Annotated in this window: 19 protein-coding genes and 2 other annotated features; of the genes, 18 read left to right on the top strand and 1 reads right to left on the bottom strand. The window is 46.8% G+C overall.

Going from position 1 to position 25,707, the window contains the following annotated elements; genetic code table 11:
* Positions 1 to 3 precede the first annotated feature (3 nt).
* The 13 genes from rplT (at position 4) to Tfer_RS05060 (ending at position 16,575) form a co-directional block, all read left to right on the top strand.
* Entirely contained in the window at positions 4 to 363 is a 360-nt protein-coding gene (gene rplT, locus Tfer_RS05115) for a 50S ribosomal protein L20 (protein WP_013120736.1), read from the top strand.
* A 305-nt stretch (positions 364 to 668) separates the two neighbouring features.
* Positions 669 to 2,009, top strand: a complete 1,341-nt coding sequence (locus tag Tfer_RS05110) for a TrkH family potassium uptake protein (RefSeq protein ID WP_052217174.1) — start codon at positions 669 to 671, stop codon at positions 2,007 to 2,009.
* A gap of 65 nt (positions 2,010 to 2,074) precedes the next feature.
* Positions 2,075 to 2,722, top strand: coding sequence for a potassium channel family protein (locus Tfer_RS05105; RefSeq protein ID WP_013120734.1), 648 nt, complete (start codon positions 2,075 to 2,077; stop codon positions 2,720 to 2,722).
* A 4-nt stretch (positions 2,723 to 2,726) separates the two neighbouring features.
* Complete coding sequence (locus tag Tfer_RS05100; RefSeq protein WP_052217173.1) at positions 2,727 to 3,533, top strand: TrmH family RNA methyltransferase; 807 nt, start codon at positions 2,727 to 2,729, stop codon at positions 3,531 to 3,533.
* A gap of 79 nt (positions 3,534 to 3,612) precedes the next feature.
* Positions 3,613 to 3,705, top strand: a complete 93-nt coding sequence (locus Tfer_RS17270) for a YqzL family protein (protein WP_152908973.1) — start codon at positions 3,613 to 3,615, stop codon at positions 3,703 to 3,705.
* A 21-nt stretch (positions 3,706 to 3,726) separates the two neighbouring features.
* Positions 3,727 to 3,990 (top strand) — a binding site (T-box leader).
* Positions 3,991 to 4,092: 102 nt separating this feature from the next.
* Positions 4,093 to 5,115, top strand: coding sequence for a phenylalanine--tRNA ligase subunit alpha (gene pheS, locus Tfer_RS05095; protein ID WP_052217172.1), 1,023 nt, complete (start codon positions 4,093 to 4,095; stop codon positions 5,113 to 5,115).
* A 60-nt stretch (positions 5,116 to 5,175) separates the two neighbouring features.
* Entirely contained in the window at positions 5,176 to 7,599 is a 2,424-nt protein-coding gene (pheT, locus tag Tfer_RS05090; RefSeq protein ID WP_052217171.1) for a phenylalanine--tRNA ligase subunit beta, read from the top strand.
* 90 nt (positions 7,600 to 7,689) lie between these two features.
* Positions 7,690 to 7,953: a cell division protein ZapA gene (gene zapA / locus Tfer_RS05085; RefSeq protein WP_052217170.1), complete on the top strand. Its 264-nt coding sequence runs from the start codon at positions 7,690 to 7,692 to the stop codon at positions 7,951 to 7,953.
* A gap of 116 nt (positions 7,954 to 8,069) precedes the next feature.
* Positions 8,070 to 9,797 (top strand): DNA polymerase/3'-5' exonuclease PolX, encoded by a 1,728-nt coding sequence (gene polX / locus Tfer_RS05080; protein ID WP_083436794.1) that lies wholly within the window; start codon positions 8,070 to 8,072, stop codon positions 9,795 to 9,797.
* A gap of 164 nt (positions 9,798 to 9,961) precedes the next feature.
* Positions 9,962 to 10,915: a hypothetical protein gene (locus Tfer_RS05075; RefSeq protein WP_013120728.1), complete on the top strand. Its 954-nt coding sequence runs from the start codon at positions 9,962 to 9,964 to the stop codon at positions 10,913 to 10,915.
* Positions 10,916 to 10,996: 81 nt separating this feature from the next.
* A complete protein-coding gene (locus tag Tfer_RS05070; protein WP_052217168.1) occupies positions 10,997 to 13,537 on the top strand; it encodes a U32 family peptidase in 2,541 nt (846 codons plus the stop codon).
* 67 nt (positions 13,538 to 13,604) lie between these two features.
* Positions 13,605 to 15,953 (top strand): endonuclease MutS2, encoded by a 2,349-nt coding sequence (locus Tfer_RS05065; RefSeq protein WP_052217239.1) that lies wholly within the window; start codon positions 13,605 to 13,607, stop codon positions 15,951 to 15,953.
* 91 nt (positions 15,954 to 16,044) lie between these two features.
* Positions 16,045 to 16,575: a ferredoxin domain-containing protein gene (locus tag Tfer_RS05060; RefSeq protein ID WP_052217167.1), complete on the top strand. Its 531-nt coding sequence runs from the start codon at positions 16,045 to 16,047 to the stop codon at positions 16,573 to 16,575.
* Between the two features lie 12 nt (positions 16,576 to 16,587).
* On the opposite strand, the gene Tfer_RS05055 is transcribed toward Tfer_RS05060, so the two are convergent.
* Positions 16,588 to 19,104 carry a transglycosylase domain-containing protein gene (locus Tfer_RS05055; protein WP_052217166.1) on the bottom strand — a complete coding sequence of 839 codons (2,517 nt, stop codon included), beginning with the start codon at positions 19,102 to 19,104 and terminating at the stop codon, positions 16,588 to 16,590.
* Positions 19,105 to 19,351: 247 nt separating this feature from the next.
* Here Tfer_RS05055 and tyrS point away from each other — a divergent pair, with 247 nt between their 5' ends.
* The 5 genes from tyrS to ileS all read left to right on the top strand — a co-directional run bounded on the left by tyrS (position 19,352) and on the right by ileS (position 25,632).
* The gene (gene tyrS / locus Tfer_RS05050) at positions 19,352 to 20,575 is read left to right on the top strand and encodes a tyrosine--tRNA ligase (protein WP_013120723.1); all 1,224 of its coding nucleotides are present in this window, start codon (positions 19,352 to 19,354) and stop codon (positions 20,573 to 20,575) included.
* A 98-nt stretch (positions 20,576 to 20,673) separates the two neighbouring features.
* Entirely contained in the window at positions 20,674 to 21,339 is a 666-nt protein-coding gene (locus tag Tfer_RS05045; RefSeq protein WP_052217165.1) for a DivIVA domain-containing protein, read from the top strand.
* Positions 21,333 to 21,620 carry a DUF167 domain-containing protein gene (locus Tfer_RS15920; RefSeq protein ID WP_083436807.1) on the top strand — a complete coding sequence of 96 codons (288 nt, stop codon included), beginning with the start codon at positions 21,333 to 21,335 and terminating at the stop codon, positions 21,618 to 21,620. Before Tfer_RS05045 ends, Tfer_RS15920 begins: the two co-directional genes overlap by 7 nt.
* Before the next feature lie 126 nt (positions 21,621 to 21,746).
* The gene (locus Tfer_RS05040; RefSeq protein ID WP_013120720.1) at positions 21,747 to 22,466 is read left to right on the top strand and encodes a hypothetical protein; all 720 of its coding nucleotides are present in this window, start codon (positions 21,747 to 21,749) and stop codon (positions 22,464 to 22,466) included.
* Between the two features lie 47 nt (positions 22,467 to 22,513).
* Positions 22,514 to 22,762: a binding site (T-box leader), on the top strand.
* A 65-nt stretch (positions 22,763 to 22,827) separates the two neighbouring features.
* Positions 22,828 to 25,632, top strand: a complete 2,805-nt coding sequence (gene ileS / locus Tfer_RS05035; protein WP_052217164.1) for an isoleucine--tRNA ligase — start codon at positions 22,828 to 22,830, stop codon at positions 25,630 to 25,632.
* Positions 25,633 to 25,707 lie beyond the last annotated feature (75 nt).

Here is a 25,707-nt window from a genome sequence, read left to right as displayed (position 1 = left end):
AGAATGCCGAGAGTTAAAGGTGGGGTTACAACCCGTAAAAGACATAAAAAAATACTTAAACTGGCTAAAGGTTACCGGGGTGCAAAAAGTAAACTGTTTCGGCCTGCCAACGAACAGGTGCTTAAATCTTTGGCTTATGCTTACAGAGACAGGCGGACCAAAAAGAGAGAATTCCGCAAGCTGTGGATCGCCAGAATTAACGCGGCAGCCAGAATTAACGGCATCTCTTACAGCAAACTTATTAACGGCTTGAAAAAGGCAGGCATTGAAGTAAACCGTAAAATGCTTGCGGACCTGGCTGTGAACGACCAACAGGCTTTTGGGAAGCTCGTGGAAGCTGCCAAAGCCAAAGTTAACGCGTAAATTCAAAAGATCAGAATGAGGCATGGGATATATTACCCATGCTTTTTATTATTCCTTTTTCCAAACAACCCGGTGGACATCTTCCGTTTAAAAAGCTATGTTAAGTAAAATGATGGAATAATAAGTATTGCTAAGAATATCTCCTTAAATTGCCAAAGGGTTGCTTAATGCTGAAAATTGTGAACAATTTCGTTGAAATTAAGATTGGACATTTTAAATTATACGATTTATGATAAACTAGATTTTATTTTTTTCGACTTATGACAATACTTACTTATTGAGAGTAATTGAAAGGGGACCTCCAGATGGATCTTAATAAACCAAAGATAAAACTAAGTCCCCCCCAGGTCCTGGTAATCGGTTTTGCTACAGTCATATTGATGGGCGCCATACTTTTATCATTGCCTGCAGCGGCAGCTGACGGTAAACCCACTCCTTTTCTGGATGCTTTGTTTACCGCTACATCGGCCGTTTGTGTAACAGGTTTGGTTGTTGTGGATACAGGAACCCACTACTCTATTTTCGGACAGTTGGTTATCATGTTTCTTATCCAGATAGGCGGATTGGGGTTTATGACCACAGCTACTTTATTTGCATTGCTGATGGGCAAGCGCATCAAACTCAAGGAACGCCTGATTATGCAGGAAGCTTTGAATCAGTTGACCATGGAAGGTGTGGTCCGGCTAACCAAGTACATTCTTATTATGACCTTCTGTTTTGAAGGGTTTGGCGCGATTGTTCTCGGTCTAAGATTCATGCAGGATATGAGCCCGGCCAAGGCCTTCTATTACGGGTTATTTCACGCCGTATCGGCTTTTAACAATGCGGGTTTTGACTTATTTGGCGAATTTAGAAGTCTGACGTCTTTCGCCGACGATGTTGTGGTAAATTTGATGATTGCTGCCTTGATTATTTTCGGGGGTCTTGGTTTTACTGTACTGGTGGACATATTTACCAGACGTAGGTGGAAAAAATTCAGTCTGCATACAAAATTGGTCTTAACCATGACGACCTTGCTGCTGGCCCTGGGGACGGTTTCAGTTTTTGCTTTGGAATATTCTAACGACCATACTTTGGGACAATTGAATATGGGAGGTAAACTGCTGGCTTCGTTCTTTCAGTCAGTGACACCGAGAACGGCCGGATTTAACACCCTGAATATTGCTGAACTTCGTAATGCAACGCAATTTTTGCTGGTAATTCTCATGTTTATCGGTGCATCGCCCGGTTCAACGGGTGGCGGAATTAAGACGTCCACTTTGGGGACCCTTTTTGTTGCCGTATGGAGTATGATCAGAGGCGACTCCGATGTGGTAATTTTTGAACGCCGTATTCCCAAGGATCAGGTGTATAAGTCGCTGACGGTTATGTTTGCTGCTTTGACTCTTGTCATCGGGGTTTCCATGTTGTTATCCATAACGGAAAAGGCCCAGTTTCTGGCCGTTTTGTTTGAAACCACCTCAGCGTTTGGTACCGTGGGTTTAAGTATGGGATTAACCCCGGAGCTTAGCACCATAGGCCGGATTGTGATCATCTTGACCATGTTTATGGGCCGGGTTGGGCCTCTCACTCTGGCTTTTGCGATAGCCAAGAAAAATCGGGGAACTGCGTTTCGGTATGCGGAAGAAAAAGTCATGGTCGGTTAAACAATCATCGGTTAGACAAAGGAAATGTTGTGCTTCCAAACAAATAAAAATGGGAGGGAAAGGCATTGAAACAGTTTGCTGTTATCGGGTTGGGCCGTTTTGGTTCCAGTGTTGCCAAAACTTTATACAACATGGGACACGATGTCCTGGCTATTGACAGTGATGAAGAACGGATCGAGGAAATGGTAGATTCTGTTACCCACTGTGTACAGGCTGACGCACTGGATGAAGATGCCCTGAAAGCCTTGGGCATAAGGAACTTCGAAGTGGTTATCGTGGCTATCGGCAAGGATATCCAGGCCAGTATTCTTGTAACCGTAATGCTAAAAGAAATGGGCGTAAAATGCGTCGTTGTAAAGGCGCAAAACGATTTGCACGGAAAAGTGCTGGCTAAAATAGGAGCCGATAAAATAGTTTATCCCGAGCGCGACATGGGAGCTAAAGTTGCGCACAGTCTAGTTTCCTCCAACGTTTTAGACCACATAGAATTATCGCCGGTACACAGCATTTTGGAAGTGGTTGCCCCTGACTTTTTAGTGGGTAAATCATTGCGCCAGTCCGAGCTTAGAGCCCGTTATGAGGTTACGATAATGGCGATAAAAAGAGATGGGGATATTCTTGTGGCACCGCAGCCAGATGAGGTAATACGGGAAAACGATATCCTGGTTGCCATCGGTAAAAACGAAAAACTTCGCAGGCTGGAAAGGGAATAAGGAGATGAAAGAGACTATTACCAGTGCGAAAAACATGCGCATCATGTACCTGCAGTCTTTGCTACAAAAAAAATACCGGGACCGGGAAGGGAAGTTCCTGGTGGAGGGTTTGCGTTTTGTTCAGGAAGCCCTTCAATCGGGAGCGGATATTGAAGAGTTAATTCTGGCTGCCGGCGTTTTGGAAAAAAATCCGTCTTTTCAAAGTATAATATCTGATAAAATCCCCATTACCATTATTGCCGACCAGTTGTTCAAAAAGATAACTGATACGGAGACCCCGCAAGGGATTGCGGCTTTGGTCAGGAAGAAGGAATTCCGCGCGGAGGATTTATTTGTGGTAGCCAATCCCTTTTTACTCATTATCGATAAGGTTCAGGACCCGGGAAATCTTGGTACTATTATCAGAACAGCCGATGCGGCGGGGGTGACGGGGGTGGCCCTGGTGAAAGGGACGGCTGATTTATACAACCCCAAAACATTAAGGGCTACTATGGGGTCTGTCTTCCATGTGCCCATTATTAATTTTGATTCTATAGAAGAAGCTTGCCACCTGGCGAAAAAACATGGATTAAAACTGATAGTGACTGATATCTCCAAAGATTCATCCTCGTATCTGGCAGTTGATTATTCGGAGCCTGTTGCCCTGGTAGTGGGGAATGAAGCCAGCGGAGCAAGCTCCTTTGCCATTGAGAATAGCGATTACCGGGTGGCAATTAAAATGCCGGGCAAAGCGGAATCCCTGAATGTGTCGGTGGCGACAGGAATAATCTTATTTGAAGCAGCGCGGCAAAGAGCTTGCGGACAGGCTTAAACCGACTTGTAAAACCGGTATTCATGTGATATAATCAGAGGCAAAGGTCCCCCAAAAACCGCTGAAAGGTTGTGGTTAAATGTTTTTAACCGCCGAATTTTTTTGGAGGATATTTGAAGCTACTGGTTCTATCACTGCCTACATTTTATACAAAAGGCTAGCTGTTCATTAATGGCAGCCGGCATATATATACAGAAAAGCGTTGAACGGGAAAAGTACCTTAAAAAGTTGCCTTACAGGGACAAAAGGCCGGAGACTGGAAGCCTTTTGAAGGCAATTTTAAGGGAAGTTCACCCGGGAGCAGCCGCCTGAAATTTACAGTAGGGTGAGCCGGCGACTTCAACCGTTATCTTGAAGCAGGTATCAGCAGTTAAATTTTGCTTGTACCTGGTGGAGTGAGTAACCTTGTTGGATACTAAATAGGGTGGTACCGCGGAATATAACTTTCGTCCCTGTGGGCGAAGGTTTTTTTTATGTTCAGATATCTTAAAGTAAATATCATGCCGTGATTATCGGCATAATTTTCTTTCTTTTAAGGCTCAAACAAAGGAGGAGGACTATGCAAGAGGATTTACAGCGCATGCAGACCAAAGGTTTGGCGGAAATAGCCGAAGCTGCAACAATGGATGAAGTTAATGAAATAAGAATCAAGTACCTGGGTAAAAAAGGGCTATTAACGGGTATTCTGCGCGGAATGGGAAGCCTGTCACCCGATGAGAGGCCCAGGGTAGGCCAACTGGCCAACGAAGTCAGGGCCAAGCTGGAAGAGGCCCTGGCGGCCAGGTTGATAACTTTGAAGGAGGCTGCCAGGCAGGAACGTTTGCGGGCAGAAAAAATTGACGTGACTTTACCCGGGAAGGTCGTACAGGTAGGGAAAAAACATCCGTTAACGGCAGTGCTGGATGAAATTAAAGAGATTTTTGTCGGGTTAGGTTATGAGATAGCCGAGGGCCCAGAGGTAGAGCTTGAGTATTATAACTTTGAGGCGCTGAACATTCCGCCGGATCACCCGGCCCGGGATATGCAGGATTCCTTTTATATAAGCAAGGGAGTTTTACTGCGCACCCATACGTCTCCGGTTCAGCCCAGGGTAATGGAGAAAAAGGCGCCGCATGTGCCGGTGAAGATTATTGCTCCGGGAAAAGTATACAGGCGTGACGATGATGCTACCCATTCACCGATGTTTCACCAGGTGGAAGGTTTACTAATTGACAGGAATGTTACTTTTGCTGAGCTAAAGGGAACTTTATTATCTTTTGCCCGCCAGATGTTTGGGGAAGACCGGGAGATTCGCTTGCGGCCGAGTTTTTTCCCCTTTACCGAACCCAGTGCTGAGGTGGATATTTCCTGTATGGCCTGTGGCGGCAAGGGCTGCCGGGGATGCGCCAATACCGGTTGGCTGGAGATACTGGGCGCCGGCATGATTCACCCGCGGGTGCTGGAAATGTCCGGTTACAATCCTGAAGAGGTTACCGGGTTTGCCTTCGGCATGGGTGTGGAACGGGTGGCTATGCTAAAATATAACATTGATGATATGCGGTTGCTCTTTGAGAACGACAAGAGGTTTTTGGAGCAGTTCTAACGTTGCTTTTTAAAAAAATTACCGGCCGTTGGCTGTTAATCTGAATAAAGGAGGAAATTTATGCGGGTTTCATATAAATGGTTACAGGAATACGTTGATATACCTGTAAGTCCGGAAGAACTGGCAGAACGGCTTACTTTTTCCGGTGTGGCTGTCGAAAATATTGAATACCTGGGGAAAGATATCGAGAAGGTAGTCACTGCCAAAGTTGAAAAAATAGAAAGGCACCCCAATGCCGACAAATTGGTGGTTTGTTCTGTAAACTGCGGACAAGCTGAAAATCTGCAGATCGTGACCGGCGCCCCCAACGTTGCTGAAGGACAGATTGTAGCATTAGCCCTGGTCGGCGCCAAACTGCCAGGAGGAATCAAGATCGGTAAATCTAAGCTGCGGGGGGTGGAATCGGCAGGGATGGTCTGTTCAGCCCAGGAATTGGGCCTGGACCCAAAGGGCTTTCCGCCCGACCAGCAGGAAGGAATTATCATTCTGCCTGAGGGAACACCATTGGGAGAGGACATAAAGAAAGTTCTCGGCTTGGATGATGTTATTCTTGAGCTGGAGCTAACCCCCAACCGGGCTGACTGTCTCAGTATGGTCGGCGTAGCCCGGGAAGTTTCCGCTGTCCTGGGGACCGATTTCAGGCCGCCCAGGATTTCGGTGCCTGAAACCAGTGAAAAAATTGATGGCCTGGTGAAGGTGGTTATAGAGGCTCCGGAACTCTGCAACCGCTATATCGGGCGCCTTGTGCGCAATATCAAGGTTGCCCCGTCGCCGGAGTGGATGCAGCAACGGCTGCGGGCAGCGGGGGTGAGGCCAATCAGCAATATCGTAGACGTTACGAACTACGTGATGATGGAATTGGGCCAGCCGTTGCATGCCTTTGATTTTGATAAAATACAGGAGCAAATCATTATTGTTCGCCGGGCCGGTGAAGGGGAGAAAATAGTCACCCTGGACAATCAGGAAAGGGCATTGAATTCCGATATGCTGGTGATAGCTGACGGTTGTGTCCCGGTAGCTGTCGCCGGGGTTATGGGTGGGCTTGATTCGGAAATCACGGAAAATACCGTTAATGTGCTGCTGGAGTCAGCATGTTTTAACGGGCCCAGTGTACGGAGAACTTCCAGGGCTTTAGGATTACGGTCTGAGGCTTCGCTGCGCTTTGAAAAGGGCGTTGACCCTAACGGATGTTTAAGGGCTATCGACAGGGCGGCCCAGTTAATTGCCGAAATGGGAGCGGGAGAGATTGTAGCCGGGGTGGTCGATAATTACCCCTGCCCCGTCGAAAACCTGCAAATTACATTACGGCCTGCCAGACTTAACCGGGTAATGGGCACCGATATTCCGACAAAAACCATGGTTGACATCCTGAACAGGCTCCAGCTTCCCGTCGAGGCTAAGGATGAAGTGTTGCTGGTTACGGTACCTACCTTCAGGGGAGACATTGCCCGTGAAGTAGACCTGATGGAAGAAGTGGTCCGGTTATATGGGTATAACCGGATTCCTACCGAATTGCCTTCAGGCCGCTCAACCCAGGGCAAAAAGACCTTTGAACAGGGCATGCAGGACAAGGTAAGAAGTATTTTAACAGGTTTTGGATTAAACGAAATAATTACTTACAGTTTTATCAATCCGAAAGCCTTTGATATGCTGAATTTACCCGCTGAGTCGGAATTTCGTAACGCCGTGGTGGTGCAGAATCCTATCAGTGAGGAACAAGGGGTTATGCGGACAACTTTGCTGCACGGTATGCTGGAGGTTGTAGCCAGGAACCTGGCCCGGAAAAACAAGGACCTGGCATTGTTTGAAATGGGCAATATCTTTATTCCTGTGGCCGGAGAAAAACTACCCAGGGAAGAGCTTACTTTGGGAGCGGTTGTTACAGGTAACCGGCCGGAAAACTGGAATCAAAAAGCCGAACCAATGGATTTCTTCTACCTGAAAGGAATTCTGGAGACTTTGTTAGAAGAGCTGGGTGTTAAAGAAACGTCTTTTGTTCCTTTCCCGGGACATCCGGCTCTACATCCGGGCAGAACGGCCCAGGTGCTGCTGGCTGGCCGACCGGTAGGATTTATAGGCGAAGTGCACCCTGAAGTTATGGAAAATTACCGCCTTTCCGGTCGCGTTTATGTGATGGAGCTGGCCTTAGAAGAAATCATAGCTGTTTCAGTAAAAACTAAAATGTACAGAAGCCTGCCCAAGTACCCTGGGGTAGAGCGGGATATGGCCGTAGTTGTAAAAGAGGAAGTTTTGGCAGCCGACCTGCTTGCGGAAATCCGGCAGCAGGGGGGGCCCCTTCTGAAAAACGTCCGCCTTTTTGACGTCTACCAGGGTGAACAGATTCAGAAAGGGTACAAGAGTTTGGCTTATGCCTTCCTTTTCCAATCCAATGACCGGACCCTGACGGATGAAGAAGTTAACGATTTGTACGAAAAGATTCAGAACGCTTTGCAGACCAAGTTTGGCGCTCAAATGAGGGCATAAGCAGGAGTTGCAAGAAATTGAGGGATTTGGAAGGAATTTGTCGCCTGATGCCGAATTATTCTACCAAAGATAGTTCGGGAGGGTGGCCTTATGCAGGGGAAAAAAAACAAAGTAGCGGTTGAAATCTTTGGCGAAGAGTATAAAGTGATTGGCGATATGCCCGAAGAATACATTGAAATGATTGCAGAATATGTGGACAAAAAAATGAAACAAATTGCTGCGAAAAATTCCCGGCTGTCTGTTACCAAGGTGGCTGTTTTGGCTGCTTTAAATATAGCTGATGAATTATGCAAACTGCAGGAAGATTATGATACTCTGGTCAAACTGATGGATACCGAAAAAAAGCAGGCCTAAATAGTACACGCAGTCAAGGCTCATGGTTTAAGCTTCCATGAGCCTTTTTAGGTATTACTTGCTTTCTTTTCTGGGTAACCTAATATAGCCGGTACATGTATGGGAGCGGTGGAAAGGTGAAGAAGTTCGGAAATATTGAAGTTGCCTGGGTATTGGACGAAATAGCCGCGCTTTTGGAAATTAAAGGAGAAGATATCTTCAAGATAAGGGCTTATCAGCGGGCCGCCCGGGCAATTGAAAACCTGGATGTCGATATTACCGATTTATTTAGACAAAAGAAATTGAACGGCATTTCCGGGGTAGGAAAGAACATAGCGGCCAAATTAGAGGAACTTCTGTCTACGGGGCGGCTGATCTACCTGGAAAAATTGCGGGGCGAGATTCCGCCCGGTTTGGTTGAAATGATGAATGTTCCCGGTGTCGGACCCAAAATGGCCAGAACTTTCTATGAAAAGCTTGGCATAAGCAGTTTAAAAGAACTTGAGGATGCGGCTCGCGGCAAAAAGATCCGTTCTTTGCCGGGAATGGGCAGTAAAACGGAACTGAATATATTGCGGGGCATCGAAATGCTGAAATCCGGCGGTCGGGGCCGGATTACCCTTGGGTTGGCCTGGACTGTAGCTGATAGTCTATTGAATTTTTTGCGCAGTCTGCCCTGGGTGGTGGACGCGGAAACAGCCGGGAGTACACGCCGTATGAAAGAAGCTATTGGGGATATTGATATTGTGGTCGGCACCGAAGAACCCGAAAAGGTGGCCGAGGTATTTATTAAACACCCTCAGGTGAAAGAAGTCCTGGCCCACGGCAGTACGAAAATCAGTGTTTTGTTAAAATTCGGGGTACAGGTTGACCTGCGGCTTGTACGACCTGATGAATTCTGGACGGCCCTGCATCATTTTACCGGCTCCAAGGAACATAACGTCCGACTGCGGGAAAGAGCCCATAAAATCGGTATAAAGATAAATGAATACGGTTTGTTCAAAACAGATTCGGACGAAAGAATTCCTGTATCGGGGGAAGAAGATATCTATACGGCGCTGGGACTGGCCTATATTCCCCCGGAATTGCGGGAGGACAGGGGCGAGGTGTTTGCTGCGGAGGAGGGTAGGCTGCCGCATGTCATCGGGTACGATGACATGAAAGGCGACCTGCATTTACACAGCAACTGGAGCGATGGAGTGAACAGCATAGAACAGATCGTTGAGCAGGCCAAAAAAATGGGCTACGAATATATTGCCATAACAGATCATTCCAGGTCCCTTGGAATTGCGCGGGGGTTGTCGACAGAGAGACTGACTGAACAACAGGAAGTTATTAACGCGCTGCAAAAAGAAGAAGCAATTCATATACTGACCGGTGTGGAAGCTGATATTTTAGCCAACGGGGATATGGATTACCCCGATGAAATTTTGGCCGAAAAAGATGTCGTCATCGGGTCAATTCATTCCGGTTTCCGGCAGGATAAAGAAAAAATTACAGAACGGATCATTTCAGCCATCAAGAACGAACACGTTGATATTATTGCGCATCCTACCGGACGCCTCATCGGGCGTCGGGATCCATACGAAGTAGACATGGACAGGATTTTCGAGATGGCGGCCAAATACAATACGGTACTGGAAATCAATTCTTCACCGGACAGACTTGATTTGAATGACCTTTATGTCCGGCAGGCCAAAGAAATGGGCATTAAAATAGCTATTAATACCGACGCCCATGAAGTTATCAGAATGAACGAAATCCGGTATGGTATTGGGACCGCCCGCCGGGGCTGGCTTGAAGAAGAAGATGTTATCAATACCTGGGATTACGACAAATTAAGGAGGTTCCTGAAGAACCGGTAAAATACACACTTCTTTATAAGGGTATAATTATTGTAAAAGAGCAGCATCAAAGTTGGAAAAAATGCTACCTTAAAAAGGAATTTTTTGTATTTAAGAGAATATAGAAAAAATATGTGCTTGTTCATAGCAGTTAAAAATAAATTAAGTTTAGAGGAGGATGTGGGTTGAAGTTAAGGGACATATACGAACTGGTGGTCCGGAAAGGTATTGAGAATGATCCCCGGGGAAAAAAAGAGGTCGAAAGGGACCTGAAAAAAGCCAAAGAAGCCTTCAAGGAGCTGAAAGGTACCGAGAAAAAAGAATTTGATCAGGAAGCTCTAACCAACCCGTACAGCGATACCCGTATATTATACGGTGACGGTGACAGGGAGGTAAAGACAGCTCTTGTCGGTATCGATATTGAAGCGGCCGAAATCCTGTTGGCAGATCGTCTAAAAGAAAAGGGACGGAACATTGACCTGGTCATCGCCCATCACCCGGAAGGTAAGGCTCTTGCTGCCCTTTCTGAAGTCATGCATATGCAATCAGAAATATTAGAAAAATTTGGCGTGCCCATCAGCGTGGCCCAGGGCATCATGGTGTCCAGGATCAGCGAAGTTAAAAGAGGGCTCTTGCCCTTAAATCATAATAAAGCGGTAGATGTGGCGAGAATACTGGACATTCCTTTTATGTGCTGCCATACTCCCGCCGATAATATGGTTACTACTTTTTTGCAGAACCTTTTTGATAAGAAAAAACCGGACACCGTAGGAGAAGTAGTGAAGATACTCAAGGACCTGCCCGAATACCAGGAAGCCGTTAAAAACAGCGCAGGACCGACGATAGTTACGGGGTCCAAGGAACGTAAAACGGGTAAAATTTTTGTCGATATGACGGGCGGCACAGGCGGTTCCGAGGATGCCTTCAGCAAACTGGCTCAGGCCGGCGTCGGCACGCTGGTATGTATGCACATTGGGGAAAAACATCGTAAGGAAGCGGAAAAAAACCATATAAACGTTGTTATTGCGGGACATATGGCCAGTGATTCGCTGGGGATGAACCTTATCGTAGACAACCTGGTTTCGCAGGGGATTGATATCATCCCTTGTGCGGGATTTACTAGATACCAGAGAAGTTAAGGCAAATGTGGGAAGCGTGTCTATGGGGCTTGCCGGTCAAGCTGAATAGCCACGCTTTATTGGTGAAGGAGAGATTTCTGCATGTTTAAGCCTGAATTGTTGGCTCCAGCCGGGAGTTGGGATGCTTTGGTGGCTGCCGTGCAGAACGGCGCCGATGCTGTATATGTGGGCGGCAGGATGTTCAATGCCCGGCAGTATGCCAGTAATTTTGACAGGGAAGAGCTGATCCGGGCAGTAGACTATGCTCATGTCAGAGGGGTCAAGGTATATGTTACCGTAAATACCCTGATAGCTGACAACGAAATATCGGAACTGGTCGCCTATCTGAAGTTTCTGTACGAGACAGGCGTAGATGCTGTCATTGTGCAGGATTTGGGCGTGCTGCGCCTTGCCCGTTCTGTTTTTCCGGAACTTAATGTACACGCCAGTACGCAGATGACACTGCACAATACTCCCGGAGTTGAATTGGTCAAAGCCAGTGGTGTAAAACGGGTGGTTTTGGCCCGGGAGATGTCCCTGGATGAGATAAAGCAGGCGAAACAAAGGACAGGCGTAGAAGTAGAAGTTTTTGTGCACGGGGCTTTGTGTATATCCTACTCAGGTCAGTGCCTGATGAGCAGTCTGATCGGGGGCCGCAGCGGAAACCGGGGACGTTGCGCCCAGCCATGCCGGCTGCACTATACCCTGGTTGACGAAAGGGGCAAGATATTGCTGGAACCCGAAGAGGTGGGGAAATACCTCTTAAGCCCAAGGGATTTGCGCCTGTTACACCATATTCCGGAACTGGCGGAAGCGGGCATAGATGCTTTGAAGATTGAAGGGCGCATGAAAAGGCCCGAATACGTGGCTACCGTTACCCGGATTTATCGGCAAGCCCTTGACCGGTATGCCATGGCCCCTTATAATTTTGAAATTACGCCTGAAGAGGACAGGCAGTTGTTGCAGATTTTCAACAGGGACTTTACCACGGGATACTTTATGGGACCCCCGGGCGCCGATTTGATGAGTTATAAGAGGCCCAACAACAGGGGGATCAGGCTCGGCCGGGTGGTAAATTACAACCGAAAAAAAGCAACCATGAGCATACAGCTTGATGAGCGGCTGAACCTGGGCGATGGCATAGAAGTCTGGGTTTCTGAGGGAGGACGGCAGGGTACCGTCGTGGACCAGATTCTTTTGGCAGGTAATCCGGTTGAATCGGGTTTGCCCGGCCAGACTGTCACCGTTCCCGTCAAGGGAAAAGTCAAGCCGGGTGACCGAGTTTTTAAAACCCATGACGCCCTGTTGATGCGCCAGGCGCAACAGAGTTTTACTTCCCCTAAAGAATTGCGGAAGGTAAATATTGCCATGAAAGTCCGGGTTAAAGCCGGCGAACCTCTCCGGATAATTGTTGAAGATACGGAAGGCAACAAGGCGGTGGCCCGTACGGAATTTATTGCCGAAGAAGCCATCAACCGGCCTCTGACCAAAGAAACTATTCGCCGGCAGGTGCAGCGGTTGGGCAATACCCCTTTTAATTTGGCGACGCTGGAGATAAAGATAGACGGTAATATAATGGTGCCTTTGAGTGAAATAAATGAAGCCCGGCGTAAAGCGCTGCATTTATTGGAACAGCAGCGCATAATGCTCAAAAGGCCTGTTGCTATCCCGGAAACCCTGGTGGCTGCCAGATTGGAAGAGGCTGATTCTTACCGGAAGGATAAGGAGAAACGGGTGCAACGGAAGATCATGAGACTTTCGGCGGCTGTTGGCAATAAAAAAGCGGCCCTGGCAGCCTTTGAAGCCGGAGTGGATGTGGTCTATGTAGGCGCCGATGGACTTAATGGGACACCGGTCCTAAAGGTTGATGACCTGCAAGAATTGGCTGCCAAAGCTGAATCTCAGGGGGCCCAGCTTGTTTTTGCCCTTCCCAGGATTACTAAAGACAAAGATTTGGCGGTTATTGCTCCTTTTCTACAGCAGGCCGGGAAACTTAACCTGGGTATTTTGGCAACTAACCTGGGAACGTTAAAAACTGTGCGGGATATAGGCTTTAGCAACATATATGCCGATTATTCTTTAAACGCCTTTAATTCCCAGGCGCTGCTTTGGTTGCAGGACAATGGCGTATCCCAAGTGACGCTGTCGCCGGAGCTTACCCTTGAGCAGATTGAAAGACTGGCTGCCGAGTTTAATGTAGAAGTAGTGGGGCACGGGGCTTTGCCTTTAATGATTTCGGAGCACTGTGTTGTCGGCAGCGTTTACGGTGGGTTTAAAGAGGCCCAAAAATGTAATCAGCCATGCCGGGGGGGCGAACAATTTGCATTAAAGGACCGGCTGGGGATGTTGTTTCCGCTGGTGACTGACTGTTTCTGCAGGTCGCATATTTTTAATCCCAAAGAGTTATGTCTGATCGAAGACCTTAAACCATTGTACGAAGCAGGTGTATGCACGGTCAGGCTGGAGTTAAGAAAAGATTCCCCGGATTACGTGAAAAAAGTTGCCGGTTTTTACCGGCAGGAGATAGATAAACTTATGGAAAATAAAAATACTTATGCCCCTGATCCGGACGCTAAAGAAACACTGGTTGCGATGACGGCCCAGGGTGTTACCAAAGGACATTTGTACCGCGGCGTGCTTTAATCAATGGCTGCTAACCTTAATTACGGGCTACTAAAACAGTAAGGATTGATCGATTGTGGAAGATAAAATGTTGCAGAGGTTGGAATTTCAAAAGGTTATTGAGCTGCTTACGGAATGCGCTACCTTCAGCCTGGGCAGGGAATATTGCGCGGAGCTGCAGCCCAGTACTGATTATGCAGAAGTATTGCGCAGGCAGGAGGAAACTGCGGAAGCTGCTGAAATTTACAGAAAAGAACCTGATGTACCTTTGGGAGGAATGCGGGATACCAGAGGAATCATCAGAAAAGCCAATATCGGTGGCATATTGGAACCGGCCGAGCTCCTGGACGTAGCCGGGAACCTGGTGGCGGCCCGGCGCTTGAAAAGATTTTTTAGTGACCGGTCCCATCAATACCCGATTATGGGTGACCTAGTAAAAAACCTCTTTATCAATAAAGAACTTGAAGAAAAAATCAGCCAGGCTATTGACCCTTCCGGAGCTGTTGCTGATGAGGCTTCCCCGGAACTGAGACGAATCCGGCACCGGATAAGGGAAACGGAAATAAATATCAAAGCCAAAATGGAAGGTATCATCAGGTCACAGGAACATCAAAAATTTTTTCAGGAACCTATTATTACTGTACGGGGCGACCGTTACGTGGTTCCCGTCAAGCAGGAGTACCGGGGGCAATTTCCCGGTATTATTCATGACCAGTCGGCCAGCGGCGCGACCCTTTTTATTGAACCCGTGGCGGCCGTGGAATTAAATAATGAGTTAAGAAAGCTGTACAGTGATGAGGAACGGGAAGTCTTGCGTATCCTGACCCAGCTAAGCGCCTCGGTCAAGGCCTTTAGCGAAGAATTACTGTCAGACGCCAAAATCCTGGGCACCATCGACTTTATTCTGGCCAAAGGTAAATTAGCTCACCACATGAATGCCAGTAAACCGGTCTTTAATAAGGACGGCTATATAAACCTGCGGAAATGCCGCCATCCACTGATAAAAGGCCATGTTGTTCCGATAGACATATACCTGGGCCGGGATTTTCATGTTTTGGTTATAACGGGGCCAAACACAGGCGGTAAGACTGTTTCCCTGAAGACAGTGGGTTTAACAGCCGCGATGGCCCAGGCCGGCCTGCATATTCCCTGTGAACCCGGTTCGCAGGTGCCTGTATTTCATGACATTTTTGTGGATATCGGAGACGAACAAAGCATCGAACAGTCCCTTAGCACATTTTCGGGGCATTTGAAAAATATTATACATATACTTGCAAAGGTCAACGAGTCTGCGCTCGTATTGCTGGATGAACTGGGGGCCGGAACTGACCCCGTTGAAGGGGCGGCCCTGGCTATGGCTATTCTGGAATACCTTTATCAGAAAAAAGCCCGGACAGTAGCAACGACCCATTACAGTGAACTCAAGGTTTTTGCCTTTGAGCGGCAAGGCGTGGAAAACGCTTCCGTGGAATTTGACAGCAAAACTCTCCGGCCCACATACAAACTGTTAATTGGCCAACCAGGTCGCAGCAGCGCTTTTGAGATTGCTTTGCGATTGGGTTTGCCCGAAGCCTTGGTAACCAGGGCCCGCAGCTTCCTGACCAGTGAGGAGATCCAGGTGGCGGACCTGGTAGAAGAACTGGAGAGCAACCGCAGGAAAGCTGAAGAAGAAAGGAGGAAAGCTGAGCGATTAAGGCGCGAGTTGGACGAAATGCGGCGGGATTATGCAGCCAAATTGGAGGCCTTGGAAAACCGGCGGAAAGAACTGGTGGAAAAGGCGAGAGAGGAAGCCGCATCAATAGTGAGGCAGGCCCGAAAAGAAGCGGATGAACTGGTTAAAGAGCTTAGACGGTATGTGCAGGAAAAACGGGCTGAACAGTTGGCGGAGGCTGAAGAAGCAAGAAACAGGCTGAAGGAACTGGAAAATAGCAAAGATGAAGAACTGATGCAGGAAAAAGCCGCAGCCGGTGAAATACCCAAAGGATTAAAAGAAGGAGAACCGGTATTTCTGCCAAGGTTTAACCAAACGGGATATGTGCTTACCACTCCTGACGAAAACGGCCAACTTTATGTACAGGCCGGGATACTTAAATTAGCGGTTCATGTAAGTGAAGTACGGCGGAAGCAGGAGAAGCCGGCCGTTTACACAGCGCCAACGGGAACAGGAAAATTAGTTGTCGGCAAAGCTAAAGAAGCCAGGACCGAGCTTGATATTCGCGGCAAGACTGTGGACGAGGCCTTACCTGATCTGGAGAAATTCCTTGATGATGCTTACCTGGCAGGTCTACAGCAAGTTCAGATAATTCACGGTAAAGGCACCGGCGTGCTCAGAAAAGCCGTAAACAGCTACTTGGCGAAGCACAAATATGTGCAGGAATTTCGCCTGGGCCATTACGGCGAAGGCGGGACTGGAGTGACCGTGATAAAATTAAAATAGGGGCTGTTAATAAATCAAAGTAGGGTGTTAATCTTGTATGTGAGTACGAGATTGCGACACAGAGATTATATCCATGGGAGGTTATACGGTTATGATTATCAGACAGGCTGAAGCAGAGGAAAAAGGTTTGCTGCAGGTGGCCGAACTCATGTGTCTGGCCGCCCGGACAGCGCCGAAGGGAAAAGGGAGAGACCACCTTGAGACCCTTATCATCACTGCGGAAACCAAGACAGAAGTGGCTGCGTACATGAGAAAACTGGCCGATTCACCGAGAGCGGAGTTTTTTGCCCGCGATGCCGAAAACCTGGAAAAGGCGGGAGCGGCTGTTATTTTGGGTACGGAGGTAAAACCGTTAGGGCTTCCCCATTGCGGGTACTGCGGCTTTAAAAACTGCACGGAAATGAATGAAACCGGAGGTATCTGCGCTTTTAATGCAGGTGACCTGGGTATTGCGGTGGGATCGGCAGTGGCAGTCGCAGCGGCCCACCATGTGGATAACAGGATTATGTTTACCGTCGGCAGGGCGGCCATTGATCTGGGGCTGTTCAGTGGCAACATCCGGATTGCTTACGGAATACCGCTGAGCGTGTCCGGCAAGAACCCATTCTTTGACCGCAAGTAAGTCAGGGCTGCCTCAGGGCAGCCCTTTCCGCTTATCCTTTTCCTGGTAATTTTGTGTAGTTATTTCAGGCTGAGCCGGTAGATTTACTTTACCGGGTTTGGCCGGCTTTTCCGGCTTTTGGTTAATTTCCGGTTGAATAATTCCTGGGTTATCCGGGGATTTGGGGTAAACCTGATGCTCCGGAATGGGGCAATGTTCTAAGGGCGCGGTCTCTCCTGCCCCCAGAGTTTCTTTGACAACATACTCGGGCGGACATCCTCCGGTTTCACCCGGACCCGGTATGTTGGCCAGGTACCTGGTTCCTCCGTGGGACGGGTCGGTACAAATGCTGATTACTCTGTTATTAGGACCGTGAATATTACAAGTTTGCGTTGGTACATATATATCGGAAGAACTGTAAGTATGTTCCTTATCCCGTTTCAGGAAAGACCTGGTAATTTTATTGGGACAGTATTCTGTTGCTAAAAGGCCGGAGTCGGCACAAACTTCCACCGAAACATAAGTATGGTCGTTGCATATTTTGGAAGGCGCTGTGCCTCTAACAAACCAGTCCGACCTGATTTCCGACTGTGGGCAGTTTTTGCCGGCGCGTTTGCCGGATAGAGTACAAATAGCTACTTTTACTAAGCCTGCCGGTTTGTCGAAATCTTTAATCTCTCTGTCTTTCAGGGCTTTAGACATCACTTCTTTCCAGAGCTTGGCTGGATAAGTACCGCCGTAAGTGCGGGGCATAGGTTTGGGGTCGTCATGTCCCATCCATACCACGCCCACTAATTCGGGGGTATAGCCGGCGAACCAGATATCTTTGCCCTGGTTCGTAGTTCCGGTTTTGCCTGCCACCGGTCGCTTGCCAAGGCTTGCCCTGGTACCGGTGCCGCGTTGTACTACTGATTTCAACATATCCGTTATAATATAGGCTGTTGTGTCTTTCATGGCTATTCTTTTGCGGGGTTTGAATTCGTCTATGACCTTACCGTAACGGTCTTCTACCTTGATGATGGCCGTCGGCTGTATGTATATACCTTTGTTGGCAAAAGCCCCGTAGGCGCCGGCCAGTTCCAGGGGCGTTACTCCATAGTGGAGGCCTCCCAGGGCGAGAGCCAGGTTTTCATCTTCTTGTGTTAAACTGGTAATGCCGAGTTTTTTGGCAAATTTAACAGCGTTGGTGATACCCGTATCTTTGAGAACCTTCACCGCAACCACGTTTACGGAATGAGTAACGGCTTCCCGGAGCGTAATTGGTCCCCGGTATTTACCATCGGAGTTTTCCGGTTTATATTTGCCGAAGGTTACAGGTTCATCAACAACTACCGTACCGGCGCCGGCTCCTTTTTCGATGGCCGGTGCATAAGCAATGATCGGTTTAAAGGCGGACCCTGGCTGACGTTTGGCGTCCGTAGCCCTGTTAAACTGTAGTTTTTGTGAATGTTCCCTGCCACCGACCAAGGCTTTGATATAACCTGTATGAGGGTCTAAGATGACTAAGGCTCCTTCCGGCTGTTTTAACCCGTTTTTATCGGTTTTGGACCTGGGAAAATTATTGGGATTGGCCATGGCCTGTTCAGCAATGGTCTGAATCTTGGGATCCATAGTGGTATAAACCTTTAAGCCACCCTTGAAGACCTTGTTTTCCCCGTATTTTTCCAGGAGAACATCAGTTACATAGTCGACAAAATAAGGATGCGGGTACTCCTCTTTTTTACCGTCCTCTCCTGAGTTCTTCAAGGTAATGGCTTTATTTTTGGCTTCCTCGGCCTGGGCCTGGGAAATAAAATCATACTTGGCCATCATGTCCAGAACAACATTACGCCGCTTTAAAGCCGCTTCCGGGTTTCTGTACGGGTCATAAGCAGAAGGTGCCTGTGGCAAACCGGCCAGTACGGCTGCTTCATCAAGGGTAAGTTCTTTGACGTCCTTATTGAAATATATCTGGGCGGCGCTTTGGAGACCATACGCGCCATGGCCGAAATATATCCGATTAAGGTACATTTCCAAAATTTGGTCCTTGGTGTATTCACGTTCCAGTTTAATAGCCAGCACCACTTCCTGAATTTTTCGCTTAATATTTTTGTCTGGGTTCAAAAAGGCTTTTTTGACCAACTGCTGGGTAATAGTACTGGCTCCCTGGGCAGCCCGGCCTTCCTTAATGTCTACAATAGCCGCTCCTATTATTCTCCGCAAATCAATTCCTTTGTGGTCGTAAAACCTGACATCTTCAATGGCTAAAAAAGCATTTTTAACCAAGTTGGGCACATCTTGAATTTTAATAGGTTCACGATTTTCTACATAAATTTTGGTGACCGGGTTTTTATTGATGTCGTAGATATATGTAGGCAGATTGGGTTCCAGGGCCTTGGGGTCAAAGGCGGGTACATCTTTTATGCTGGCCAAGACGATTCCCGATACTGCCCCGACCAACAGGAGCCCGGCGACAATGACCAGGAAGAGGAACAGTCTGAACAAGTTAAGTTTACGTCTTTTTTTAGGTTTTGGTTTTTTGTTAACAGGTTTACTGGGTTCTAACGTCATAAAACACCTTCCTCCCGCAAGGGATATAACTCTGTTATTATACCATAAACTCCTGCCAAAGTTAACACCGCTTATCCGTCCTGGAGTCAGATTCCGGAAATATCATACGAAATCACTTTAAAAAAGGTTCCTGCAGCCATCTTTTGTAGGGCTTGTTGCTAATTGGAAACTATTTTGTTATAATTAAAAAATAAATTTTGTTGTGTATTCTGTGGAATCTGTAGAAACGGTAGGAAGGAGAATCAGGGTGGTATTGGACATACAGGAGCAATTGGAGATTATTAAAAGAGGGGTTGCGGAAATAGTCCCTGAGAACGAGTTAGTTGAAAAACTGAAAAAATCGATTGCCCGGAAGAAACCCTTACATATTAAACTGGGACTGGATCCTACAGCTCCCGATATTCACCTGGGACATACGGTGGTTCTGCAAAAACTGAGGCAATTTCAGGAGTTAGGTCATAAGGTGACCATCATCCTGGGTGATTATACAGCCAGAATAGGCGACCCTACCGGGAAATCGGAAACCCGCAAACAATTAACAGAAGAAGAGGTCAGGAAAAACGCTGCCACATATAAAGAACAGATTTTTAAAATTCTCGACCCGGCAAAGACCAATGTTGTTTTCAACAGCCAATGGCTGGCATCTCTTTCGTTTGCAGATATTATCAACCTGGCAGCAAAGTATACGGTAGCACGGATGCTGGAACGGGACGATTTTGCCAAGAGGTTTGCAAATGAACAGCCCATCAGTATCCATGAATTTTTTTATCCTTTGATGCAGGGCTATGATTCTGTAGCTTTGGAAGCTGATGTGGAATTGGGCGGCACAGACCAGAAATTCAATCTGTTAATGGGCCGCCACCTGCAGAAAGAATATGGCCAGGAGCCACAGGTTGCTCTAATGATGCCTATTTTAGAAGGGCTTGACGGGGTTCAGAAAATGAGCAAGAGCCTGGGAAACTATATTGGCATTACGGAAAGCCCCAGGGAAATGTACGGGAAAACCATGTCCATAGCCGATGAACTGATGATCAGGTATTTCGAACTTGTTACTCCTGTATCACTGGCAGAGATTCGGGATATTGAAGAGGGAATGAAGAACGGCGCTCTGCACCCCAGGGATGTAAAAATGCGGCTGGCCCGCGAGATAGTTACTATGTATCACGGGCGTGAAGCAGCATTAAAAGCAGAAGAAGAATTTAAAAGTATTTTCCAGAAGAAAGAGCTGCCCGATGAAATCCCTGAATATGTGTTGGATAAGAATCAACTGGAAGAAGGGGAAATCTGGTTGCCTAAACTCATGGCGTTGGCCGGATTGGTATCGAGTTCCAGCGAAGGCCGCAGATTGGTTATTCAGGGTGGGGTCCGGGTAAATGATAAAAAGGTTGTCGATCCTGCCGCAAAGGTACAACCGGAAAACGGTATGATAATAAAAGCAGGTAAACGCAAGTTTGTAAAAATTGTCGTTTAATAAAGAACCTTGTAGGGTTCTTTTTCTCTTTTGCTAAAGGAATTTTTATACTGCCCGTCGAACTAATAAATAGAGGAAAATACAGGGAGGTGCTTGTTGTGCCTTTAACCCCACTGGACATTCGTAACAAGGAATTCAAGAGGGTATTTCGGGGTTACGACGAAGAGGAAGTTGATGAGTTTTTGGACCAGATAGTGGAAAGCTACGAATCCATATACAAGGAGAATCTCAGCCTTAAAGAGCTGGTTGCTACCAAAGATTCTGATGTCAGTAAGTATAAGGATTTAGAGGAAACTTTGAAACAGACTTTGGTTGTGGCTCAACAAACAGCTGATGAAATGAAGCATAATACTGAAAAACAAGTAGAGGTAATGCTTAAAGAAGCTGAATTGAAGGCTGCCGAGATAATTGGCGCTGCAGAAGAAAAAGCAAGAAATATAATAGCCGGGGCAGAAGAAAAAGCGAATAATACATATAAAAATTTGGAAGACTTGCAGAAACAGGTGCAGGTTTTTAGGATCAAGTTTAAATCTTTTCTGGAAAGCCAACTTTCCCTTATTAATGATGGCGAACACGAGCTTTTTGGAGAAATTTCCATCAACCAAAACGCCGGGAAAATTCAATTGAAGCCACAAACCGAGATGTTGAGAGCTGCCCACGAGGCAGCGGCTTCCGATGCCGGACAGGTGCCTGGCGAGGGCGCTGAAGAAATTGTCGGGCGGGAAGAGCCGCAGACCATAATTAATAAGGGGGTTCTATTCTGATAATAGAACAGCATTCTGACGGAATAACTTTTAAAATCAAGGTTCAGCCGAAGGCTTCAAAAAACGAACTTAAGGGAGTCCAGGGCGACTCCCTTAAGGTAAAACTTACTGCGCCGCCTGTCGAGGGAGCGGCTAACGAGGCGTGTATTCGCTTTTTTGCTGAATTATTTTCTGTTGCCAAAAGCCAGGTAGAAATTATTACCGGGCATACATCTAGAACAAAACTCCTGAAGGTTAAAGGATTAACCAAGGAAGAAGCAGAGAAAAGGCTGAATTTATAGGACATAATTTTTAAAATGCGAAGGTTGAGTTAAGAAGAAGATAAATAATTTTACTAACTAAAATTGCAGAATATTCCAAAAAATGTCGAAAATTGTTGGTGATGGTGAAGGAGGCCTTCGGTTGCAATGAAACTGGGGATTATAAGCCCTTCTAAAGTATTAACCGTTTTCATTAAAGAAAATATGTCCTGTGGTTTATACAGTGAAAATGAAGGTATCAGGGTTACCCATGGGAAACTGTGGGGAAAAGTAATTTGTCTTTTCGAACTTTCTGAGAAAAATGAAAGATTTAGAGACAAAAAGGTTGCCGGCTTACTTTCGGAATACAGGGTGGGTCAGTTATTATCCTTTGATATAGGCAGGACAAATGAACCATGGCTGCAGGAGGGAGATATCGTTTTATCATCGGACGCGCAGTTGTGGCAGGTTGATTCAAAGGGGTTATTGGTGAATGCCAAATCTCTTGCTGCCCATCCCAAACTGATGGACAAGGTACTTAGTGCTTTGGAACGTTATAAGACAGAAGAAGTTGATACTAAAGCCGTAGTTGGTAGCATCAGTACTTACCAACCGGGCGCTGTTGCACCCAAAGGCTTTATCCCGCCACCCAACACTAAAACAATTAACTGTTGGGACATGGACGGATATTATTTAGCGGAGTTTTGTGAGCAGGCCAAGATTCCATGGGTCTTGGTCCGGTTAGTACTTGATTCGGATCATGAAATTGAGGAACTGCCACCCAACTTGAAGTGGGATATGGCTAAAAAGTGTTTCTGGATAGTTAAAGGTGTAGTGGATAGCACCAACCTGGCAAAGGGTGCAAAAAAAGCTCGAAAGTTGACTTAAGTGCCCTGTTAAAGTATAATAAATAGATGTAATTGGAAAATAAAATGTGAAATACTATGAACGGGCCAGTAGGTTAACTTCCGAGGAACAGCGATTCCGGGATTGGTGGAAGCCGGAACCAAGGATTTAACTGAATATCACCCGGGAGTAGTACAGCCTAAAGGTACGGACCAAGTGATCAGAACTGCCGATTAAGCTGTATCGGTTGCACACCGTTAAAGTGCAGGTAACAAGTGTCCGGGCATTTGGGTTCGGAAATTAGGGTGGTACCGCGGGAATCTCCTCTCGTCCCTTGGAGGCGGGAGGAGTTTTATTATGCTTAAATAAATTTTACTGCACGTTGGTCAAGAGGAGGATAGTGATGGATTACAGTAAAACTCTAAACTTACCGCAGACAGAATTTCCCATGCGCGCGAATCTTTCTGAGCGGGAACCGGAGATTCTGAAGTTTTGGGAGGATAACTCCATTTATAAAAAAGTTCAAGAAAAAAACGCAGGCAAAGAAAAGTTTATCCTACACGACGGTCCGCCGTATGCAAACGGTGATATCCATTTGGGGCACACATTAAATAAGGTTTTAAAGGATATAATTGTCAAATTTAAGTCTATGGACGGTTTTGACGCGCCCTTTGTACCCGGATGGGATACGCACGGGCTGCCTATCGAACAGCAGGCAATCAAAGCTTTGGGTATTAACCGTCATGAAGTAGGACCTGTTGAGTTTCGAAAAAAATGTAAAGAATACGCATTAAAATATGTGGATATTCAGCGTGAACAGTTTAAACGCCTTGGCTGTCGCGGGGACTGGGACAACCCTTATCTCACCCTGCAGCCCCACTTTGAAGCAAAACAGATCGAAGTTTTTGGGGAAATGGCCAAAAAGGGCTATATCTATAAGGGGTTGAAACCGGTATACTGGTGTGCCAGTTGCGAAACTGCCCTGGCTGAAGCGGAAATTGAGTATGCTGAGAAGAAATCTGCATCAATTTATGTCAAGTTTGCCGTGAAAGACGGAAAAGGGGTACTACCTGAAGATAATACTTTTATTGTAATCTGGACCACTACTCCGTGGACGATCCCGGCAAATGTGGCCATAGCTGTTCATCCTGATTTTGAATATTCATTAGTAGAGGTAAAAGATAGCGAACGCAAAGGTGAAAGGTATGTAATAGCCAAGGAAATGCTGGCCGGGGTAATGGATGTATTTGACATCAAGTTTTACGACGAGCTGAAAACAATCCGGGGCCAGGAACTGGAATACGTAGTTTGTAAGCATCCCTTAATTGAGCGGGATTCATTAGTCATTCTCGGTGAGCATGTTACCCTGGAAGCAGGTACCGGTGCGGTTCATACGGCTCCCGGCCATGGCTTGGAGGACTTTGAAATCGGTAAGGTATATAATTTGCCCGTTATCAATCCCATTGACAACAAGGGAAGGTTTACGGAAGAAGGCGGTATATTTTGCGGTCAGGATACCAATGAAGGCAATAAAAATGTAGTTATAGAACTGGATAAAGTTGGTGCCCTGCTAAAACTGGAATGGATCAGACACCAATATCCTCACTGCTGGCGCTGTAAGAATCCTATTTTGTTCAGGGCTACTGAACAGTGGTTTGCTTCCATTGACGGTTTCCGGAAAGAAGCCCTGGAAGCAATAAAAGAAGTGCAGTGGATACCTACCTGGGGCGAGGACAGAATTCATAACATGATTGCTGACCGGGGGGACTGGTGTATTTCCAGGCAGCGGACATGGGGTGTGCCAATACCCATTTTTTACTGCGAAGCATGTGGTAAGGACTTGATAAACGATGCCACTATAAAACATGTTGCCGGGCTTTTTAGGAAGTATGGGTCTGATGTATGGTTTGCCAGGGACGCCAAAGACCTGCTGCCTGAGGGAACTAAGTGTCCTTCCTGTGGCCGGACCGATTTTCGTAAGGAAACCGATATAATGGATGTTTGGTTTGATTCCGGTTCCAGTCACAAGGCTGTTTTAGAACAGCCGGAAATTTGGCCTGATCTGCGGTGGCCAGCAGACCTGTACCTGGAAGGAAGCGACCAGCACAGAGGCTGGTTTAACTCTTCCCTATGTACGTCAGTTGCAACTACAGGGAAAGCCCCCTACAAAACTGTACTGACCCATGGTTTCCTGGTAGATGAGCAGGGGCGGAAAATGTCCAAATCGCTGGGTAACGGTATAGATCCCCTGGAAGTAATCAATAAAATGGGCGCCGATATTTTGCGATTGTGGGTTTCTTCGGCTGATTACAAGGCTGATGTTGCCTTGTCATCCAATATCTTGAAGCAGATGAGCGAAGCTTATAGAAAAATCAGGAATACTGCCCGCTATATCCTGGGCAACCTTTACGACTTTGATCCGGCTAAAGATACTGTACCTTACGAGCAAATGGAAGAACTGGATAAGTGGGCTTTGCTGAAGTTACACAAACTGTCCATGAGGGTATTAAATGCATATAGAAATTATGAATTCCATATTTTGTACCATGCTATTCATAACTTCTGTGCCGTTGATATGAGCGCATTTTACCTGGATATTATTAAGGACCGGCTGTATACCTCTTTACCTTCTTCTGTTGAGCGGCGTGCAGCCCAGACGGTCATGTACGAAATTATAAATACCCTGGTAAGGTTGATTGCTCCGGTATTGTCTTATACGGCCGAAGAAATATGGCGTTACATTCCCTATAAGGAAGAAAACCTGATCAGTGTACAGCTTGCAGATATGCCCAAAGTGAATGAAGCTTACCTGGACCAGGCTTTAGAAGATAAATGGGAAAAAGTCATCAAAATCAGGGAAGAAGTAGCCAAAGAACTTGAGAAGGCCAGAAGGGATAAGGTTATCGGCCATTCTCTGAACGCGCAAGTGCACATTTATCCCGACGAAAAACTGAGAGCATTTCTAGCGCCGTTACAAGAACAACTGGCAACAATCTTTATTGTGTCATCGGTACAGATTCACGAACCCGAAGAGGTGTTACCTGAGGCGGCCTCTGTATCAGAGGAAGTGCCGGGGCTTGCCGTTACAGTAAACCAAGCTCCGGGAGAAAAATGTGAGCGCTGCTGGGTTTACTCGCCGGAGATCGGTAAAAATGCCGACCACCCTAGCATATGCCCGCGCTGCGCTGAAGTCGTCGCCCAGCTTTAATAAAAAGGGAGTGTCCCATAAGTAAAAATCTTATGGCGCGCTCCCTTCATTTTGTGACCGTAAATTCAGGGAGTG

The organism is Thermincola ferriacetica, from assembly GCF_001263415.1.
Lineage (GTDB): Bacteria > Bacillota > Thermincolia > Thermincolales > Thermincolaceae > Thermincola > Thermincola ferriacetica.
Note: the sequence above shows the minus strand (reverse complement) of the source record. Positions and strands in the feature narration are given on the sequence as shown.